General features: G+C 44.0%; 7 protein-coding genes. All 7 read right to left on the bottom strand.

The features are described from left to right. Nucleotides 1-178: 178 nt before the first annotated feature. Entirely contained in the window at nucleotides 179-1342 is a 1164-nt protein-coding gene (glf, locus tag J6O61_RS19190) for a UDP-galactopyranose mutase (RefSeq protein WP_292215918.1), read from the bottom strand. A gap of 72 nt (nucleotides 1343-1414) precedes the next feature. Further along, entirely contained in the window at nucleotides 1415-1750 is a 336-nt protein-coding gene (locus J6O61_RS19185) for a hypothetical protein (RefSeq protein ID WP_022770028.1), read from the bottom strand. Between the two features lie 375 nt (nucleotides 1751-2125). Then, the gene (locus J6O61_RS19180) at nucleotides 2126-2869 is read right to left on the bottom strand and encodes a hypothetical protein (protein ID WP_292215917.1); all 744 of its coding nucleotides are present in this window, start codon (nucleotides 2867-2869) and stop codon (nucleotides 2126-2128) included. Beyond that, nucleotides 2866-4371, bottom strand: coding sequence for a glycosyltransferase (locus tag J6O61_RS19175; RefSeq protein WP_292215916.1), 1506 nt, complete (start codon nucleotides 4369-4371; stop codon nucleotides 2866-2868). The genes J6O61_RS19180 and J6O61_RS19175 overlap by 4 nt, the downstream gene beginning before the upstream one ends. Nucleotides 4372-4436: 65 nt before the next feature. Beyond that, the gene (locus J6O61_RS19170) at nucleotides 4437-5030 is read right to left on the bottom strand and encodes a hypothetical protein (protein ID WP_292215915.1); all 594 of its coding nucleotides are present in this window, start codon (nucleotides 5028-5030) and stop codon (nucleotides 4437-4439) included. A gap of 18 nt (nucleotides 5031-5048) precedes the next feature. Beyond that, nucleotides 5049-6683 (bottom strand): hypothetical protein, encoded by a 1635-nt coding sequence (locus J6O61_RS19165; RefSeq protein WP_292215914.1) that lies wholly within the window; start codon nucleotides 6681-6683, stop codon nucleotides 5049-5051. A gap of 62 nt (nucleotides 6684-6745) precedes the next feature. Next, nucleotides 6746-7242: His/Gly/Thr/Pro-type tRNA ligase C-terminal domain-containing protein (locus J6O61_RS19160; RefSeq protein ID WP_292215913.1), on the bottom strand; the 497-nt coding region annotated here is incomplete at its 5' end.

The following is a 7242-nucleotide window of genomic DNA, read 5'->3' as shown; positions in this document are numbered from 1 at the left end:
GCTACCTCTAAAATATAATCAGTAGCGAAAGCGGCCGCACTTTTCAGTTCTGCTGTCAACTATTTTTTTCAGAAAAAAGACCCCTATACCATTTCTGGTATAAGAGTCTTATTGTCGTTACACTTAACTTAATGACATTGGCCTTAAAGACCCGGGGGCTTTTTTATTCATCTTTATCTCATACAGATCTGCTCATATCCAGAGCTTCACGGATTATCTGATCCATGTTGTAGTACTTGTACTGTCCAAGTCTTCCGCCGAAGTAAACATCACTGAAGTCATCAGCAAGCTCTTTATACTTAGCATAGAGTTCGTTGTTCTTGGCATCGTTCATCGGATAGTAAGGCTCATCGCCGTGCTTCCAGTCAGCAGGATATTCTCTGGTAATAATGGTTCCCTTGCCTGTTCCGTACTCAAAGTGCTTGTGCTCTATTATTCTTGTAAACGGAATCTGCCTCTCAGTGTAGTTTACAACCGCATTGCCCTGATAATTGTCAACCTCGGGAAGGTCTTCTGTCTCAAACTTAAGAGACCTGTACTCAAGAGTTCCAAGCTTGTAGCCAAAGAATTCATCTATCATGCCTGTGAAGACGATCTTGTCAAAGCTATCTCCCTCACAGGAAGTAAACGGCTTAACAGGAAGTCCGTCTTCAAGCTTCATGAATTTGTAATAGTCTGTATTTGTCTTAAACTCTATTCCGTCAAGGATCCTGTCCACCAGAGCCGTGTAGCCCCCGATTGGGATTCCCTGGTAGCGGTCATTGAAGTAGTTGTTGTCATAAATAAATCTCATGGGGAGACGTTTGATGATAAATGCCGGGAGCTCCTTGCAATCTCTTCCCCACTGTTTCTCAGTGTAGCCCTTTACCAGCTTCTCGTAGATGTCACGTCCGGCAAGGCTAAGAGCCTGTTCCTCAAGGTTCTGCGCCTCAAACTCAGATGCACCTTTCTCGCTCTTTATGCGCGCCTTCTCTTTCTCTGCCTGGGCATTTATTATCTCTTTTGCCTCATCAGGAGTCTTGATGCCCCACATCTTACTGAAGGTATTCATGTTAAAGGGAAGGTTGTAGAGCTCATCCTTATATACTGCCACAGGGCTGTTGATATAATTGTTGAACTCGGCAAAATCATTTACATAGTCCCAGACTTCCTTGTCAGAAGTATGGAAGATGTGCGCACCGTACTTGTGAACATTGATGCCCATTCTGTTCTCGGTGTAGACATTTCCGCCTATGTGTCCTCTTCTATCTATCACAAGGACCTTTCTGCCCTTGTCTTTCATCTGTCTTGCAAAGACAGCTCCGAACAATCCTGCACCCACTACAAGAAAATCATAATGCATAATAATACCTCCAAAATAAAAAAGACTCCTTGACTATTATGCCAAAGAGTCTCTTTTGTTTCAACAAAGAACTTACTCTGCCTGATACTTGTCAAGCTGTGAGAAATCCCCCATCATGTCCAGGATCTTCTTTCTTCCTGCCTTGTTGAGCTTCACATACTGCTGCATTACACGATTCTCGACGATCTTCTTGCCAAGGTCTGTGCCCTGCTCAAGTGTTGAGAAGTCAACCGGATTCAGATTCAGACGATCACACATTTTGATCACTGTTCCGTAAGCCATCCCCTCAATCCCCCTATCTAATGCTGTTACAAGTGTGCTGTATGGAATAGACATATCTATTGCAAACTGTCTAACACTTTTATACTGTGAAAGAATTTCTCTTTTAAGAATTTCAGCCTTTGTCATATCGCTACCTCCTATGATGTTTTTTTCTTGTGAAATCTCTTTCTTTTTGCAATCAATAGAATAACACATAGACGTTTTTTCGTCATTCACTTTTTAGGGGAATTTTCCCATAAATTTTTATACAGATTACCCACTGATTTTTGGCATTTTAACGAAATTACCATCTGCCACAAGAATTTGCGAAAGTGTTCACACTTTTTTCACAATTCATTGATACAATAAAAGACTTTTTAACGTCTACGCATCAATGCCCCATCCATTCTGAAATGATAAATTTTCGAAATGTTAACGAAAAAACAAACAGCACAAAAGGCTGTTTGTTTGCATTATTACACACTATTATGTTTGTTTTTTGGTATGCCCATGTAGCCTAAGTTATTGTATTTCCTGAACTTCACTAATTCTATTGGTCAAAAATGCCATAACTTCATTGTAGATATCTTTCGGAATACTATAAACTTTATGCACATTTCCCGCACATTCTATGTCTAAAGAGCCCATTTTACGCCTAATTGACACTATTTGTTTATACTGAATAACCTCTTTTTTGAACTTATCCTGAGGGCTGAATTCACACCTCTCGGAAAAGAGCCTAAGGACCCCCTCTTTAAAACCGCTGGCGGCATTAAATTCATACTCCGGATCGTCATCTCCCAGCATAACGTCAAAGGTCTTTTTCCCATCTGTGGATTCCATCACAGGCTTTGTGATCATTATCCCGGCACGTCCCTTTCCGCCATGCTCTGCATCTGAAATCTTAACCTGCTGAACATTGGTCTCTATAAGGCCCGAGAGGCTGTTAAAGTAAGGTCTTATCACATAGTCGCCGTTAACGGGAAGTGATATGGTCTTGCTTCTGATCTTCTGTCTGAACTTAAGTGAATGAAAGCCTGCGTCCAGAGCAATATAAATGCTCTCTCCCGCCTTGACCTCATACATCTGGCGGTCATCAACAAATACCATCATAAGCGCATCTTCACTCTCCCTCTGACCTACGCACTGAACCTCAATTATATAGCTCCTTCCCTGCGCAAAGAGTTCCTCTCCGCAAAGCGGACAGAATCTGATGTTCATATTCATGTTTTGTGGCAACGCTTTTTTACATTTTGGACAGATCATTTTTCATCCTCCCGGTCATTGCCTATATGTATCCCGCCTTCCCTCAGCATCTCACCGATCCTCGCCTTGTTCACAAACAAGGTCTCAGCCAGAACCACATCAAAGGAGTGGCTCTTCCAGGGAAGTCTTACGGTATTCAGTTCTCCGTAAACCACATCATCAGTCATATGCCTTGCAATACCAGCTTCAAAAGAAGTCCTGCAGACGCCGGCAACAAAAACGCCCGGGCACTGACTCTTTATGTATGAAGCTGTGGCACCAAAGCCACAGGTAAAATCCAGAACCTTAAGATAGCCTTTTCTCTCTTTTGCCAGCTCTATCACTGCATCTGCAGCTTCAAACCACGGCAGCGAATAGCCCCAGATGTCAAAGCCCCACTTATCAATAAACCTCTGCCTGCCTTCTTCCATTCCCTTAGACGCACCAAAAGAGCCGTTTCCGCCGTTGTGGTAAATGAAGCTGTTGCTGCATAGATACTGATCAAATCCGGCTCTTGCAAGGCGGATCCCCAGATCGTCATCCTCAAAATAGGCGGGCGAAAACGCTTCGTCAAATACCTGTCCGTCAGCAGCAATGCTGCCTATAGCATCTCTGGACAAAAGGAGTGCAAATCCCGTGAGGCGAAATCTCTTTATATATGGGAGATGTTTGGGAACCCCGTTCTTTCTGGCGTACTGTCTGAAAATCTCCACAGCCTCTTTATAGGGCGGCTTTTCATCCCAAAGGTCATTGCTGTCAACCTCCTGCAGGGAAGCGCTGTTGGAAAAAGCACTGCAAGCTCCGACATCTCTGCTGTCATATAGTCCCATCCTTAAAAAAAACAGAGAGTTCTGCATGAGCACTGCATCGTTATTTAAAAAGAAAATGTCATTGTCCTTATTACAGGCTGCAGCTCCGATGTTGCAGCCCTTGGGAAATCCCACATTTTCTTCGTTCTCTATCAAAATAAACGGATAATCGGCACTGTCTCTTTTCTCCCTTAAGTACTCCCTTACCCCTTCCTGTGTTGATGCGTTATCCACCACCACAATTTCAAAGGTTCCGGCGGGGCAGAAATCCTCAACGGACTTAATGCAGTCCTTCATGATCTCCAGATCGTTGTAGGAGAGGATCATGATGCTGGTATTTCGAACTCTCACAGATGGCGTGCACTTAAGGTCCGATAGCGTATCAAGGATAACCTCCCTGTCGGCCTCATCGTCGCAGTAAAAGGCCGCCATCTCCATGCAAAGATATGCCTGATCAATATTCAGATTAAGATAATAGAGCCCCAGCATGTAAAAGAGCTCGTAGTCTCCGGGATTGTAAGAAAGCCCCCTTGCGATGGCATCAAACTCAGCCTGGCTGTCGCTTAATACCTCCCACAAAGAAGCTTCCAGAATGCACAATTTGGCAGCCTCATTGGGAGTTCTCTCATCGATGTGAAAAAACTCCTCCTGAAACTCATATAAGGCCTCATTGTACTCGCCATTTGATATCAGTTCTGTAAGCTTGTCAAACATATTCTGCTGATTCCCGGGTGCAAAACGACATAACTACTTACAATAATGATATCATACTTAACGTTTTATTGTACATGAATAGTGGACTGACACTCTGAAAATGCGTCCTGACATTCGTCATCTTCCGCCCTTTGGAAAGTGATAGTGAAGGTCCTGTACTTAGATAAAAGCATATATACGGTCTGATAGATTTTCTCCTGATCCGCCGCCTGGAAACTGCCTTCAATCTTGTAACCCGGATAGCCGTCAATGGTTATCTTGTCAAAAGAGCTGACGGAATATCCCACATCTTCGCCATATTCACTGTTATAAGCAGCGGAGATGGTCTCCTGATAGATATCTTTTGTAAGTTCTGTAGATTTATCGGTCACCTTGGGTTCATTGTGCTCGGCAAGAGCAGCTTTCTCCCTGTTTGTGAGCACCACATCCAGTCCGTTGTAGTATACGCTGTACTGAATGGTAGATGATTCCATGGGGTGATCCTTATTCACGAAAAGACCTTTTTCACCAGATGGTACAAACTGAAGCGGGACAACAAAGCTGCAACAGGTTGCTTCTTTAAGGTCCTCTTCTGCATATGCATTTACTGTATTTATACTAAGGACTGCCATTACGGTCATGGCAAGGGCCAAAAACAGGCCAAGAAATCTCTTTTTCATAACATCTCCGATCATCGGTTATCTGCTGAGTCTGAATACGTCAAACCAGTATCTCTCCATGAGGTAGCTTCCCTCATTTTCAGAAGTGATCTTATACTGCTCATTCCAGTCCTTTAAAATATCCTCTCTGGAATTAAAGCTTCCCAAAAACAAAACTTCTTTTCCCGCATCCAGATAATTGGCAATATCAATAGGATCCTCAATTGTCTCAAGCCCCGGAACCGTCTCTTTTATCAGATCTTCAGGCCAAGCGGCGTAGAGATAAACCTTGTAATCGCCGTCTTTCTTATTGAGGTAATAGGACAAAAGTCCCTGAACGTGCTCGAAATTACTGATGATTATTGTATCACTGTTTATACCGCCGAGCATGTCGAGAGTCTTCTCAATGTTGACCATTCGGTATTCTTCGTTGCCGATAAAGGCCCTGTAGTCTACCGCTCCGACAATGATCATAAGTACCGCAAGCAAAACTCCTGCGATCTTCCCAGCAAGCTGTCCCTTTTCTCTTTTATAGACTCTGTCAATCTCCACTGAAGCCATGACAGAAATCGCGAGCCAGAAGCATCCGTAGGCAGGGAGCATATATCTGTTCACAAACACAGGTCTTATAAGGATTGACGCAATAAGCCCGGTCAGTACAACTAAAGGAAGAACGGAAAAAGCAAAAAGTGTATATGCATCCGTTATCTCTTTTGCCCTGATGGTTCTGAGCACGGTCCTTACCAGTAAAAATGCCACCAGAACAAATAATAAAACCGCTATCACAACTGCCAGCAGATCGTTTGTAAAATAGCCCTTAAAGAGGTGCTTGATCGCGCTGCCAAAACTCCTGATGCCGACCGGCTGTATCCAGTAGTTTGCTTTTACCGCGCCTACCTGTCTCAGCACTACAGATACCCAGGGAATATAGGATGCGATGGTCATGTTAAGAGCAACTATCAGAGTAGCTGCTGCCTTGAGGCCGATCTTTCCTTCGGTCTTCTTTTTCGCGACGCGCATATAATAGACCAGCATCCAGACTATCAGGATTCCATAAATTATCCCGATGGCAAAAGCAGCATAGTAATGAGTGTAGGCTGCAGCCGTGGTGCTAAGCCACAGCATAAGACCATCTATGATGTTCCACCCCTCTCTTCCTCTGCCCATAATACTGTCGAGGAGACTTAGGCCATGGAGCAGAGCCATGGTCACAAACAGCATAGCCCAGCTGTACATGCGGATCTCCGTGGTGTACTCAGGCATCTGTGGCATGGTTATTATGGCAAAAGAGAATATCCCTGCCGGAAGAATGCCGAAGCGCTTTCTGATGGTAGTAGCCCCGTAGATCATAAGGATGAAGAACGGGAGTACAGACACAAGCTTGGCAACGGATTCTGCAGAAAGCACGGCGCCATCGCCGGTAATCCCAAGACTGTCACACAACAGGATAAAAAACCTTACTATCATGTAGTAAAAAGGCGGATGTACGTCCCTTGCCGTAAGGCTTATAAGCTCTTTAACAGGCCTTGTTGCAAACTCCATGGTAAAGAGCTCGTCATACCAGATGTCTGTGGTAAGAGATAAAGTTATGGATCTGATCAGACAATAGATCGCTGCAGCAAAGAAAATAATCCCCAGATGCTGCACCGCTGTTATCTTAGTCCTTTTTTTCATTTCTAACCTCATAAAACAACAGGCACAACACAAAAGTGCTGTGCCTGAATAATACTTAGATATTATGCCTCATAGGAATCAATAAGTTCCAGTGAATGCTCATTGTTCATCTTGGTGCACATCTTAACAAGCTCATCAAGAGGAACGTTCTGGATCTGCTTGTTGGAGCCGCGAACGTTGATTGATACTGTGTTCTCAGCAGCTTCCCTGTCACCTACAACGATGATGTATGGATCCTTGTAGTTCTTGTACTTCTTGATCTTCTCCTTCATGTTGTTGTCGGAGTAGTCAGCCTCTACACGGATTCCCGCATCCATGAGAGCCTTCTCAACTTTCTTGGCATACTCGTTGTGCTCAACTCTGATAGGAACGATACCTACCTGATATGGGCTGAGCCAGAACGGGAATACACCCTTGAAGTTCTCGATGATGATACCGATGAATCTCTCAAGTGAACCGTAGATAGCTCTGTGGATAACAACAGGCATCTGCATTGAGCCATCCTGTGCCTGATATGTAAGTCCGAAGTTGTGAGGAAGCTGGAAATCAAGCTGTACAG

Origin of the sequence: Butyrivibrio sp., assembly GCF_017635265.1 — a bacterium.
Lineage (GTDB): Bacteria > Bacillota > Clostridia > Lachnospirales > Lachnospiraceae > Butyrivibrio.
This window is presented reverse-complemented; position numbering and strand designations above follow the sequence as displayed.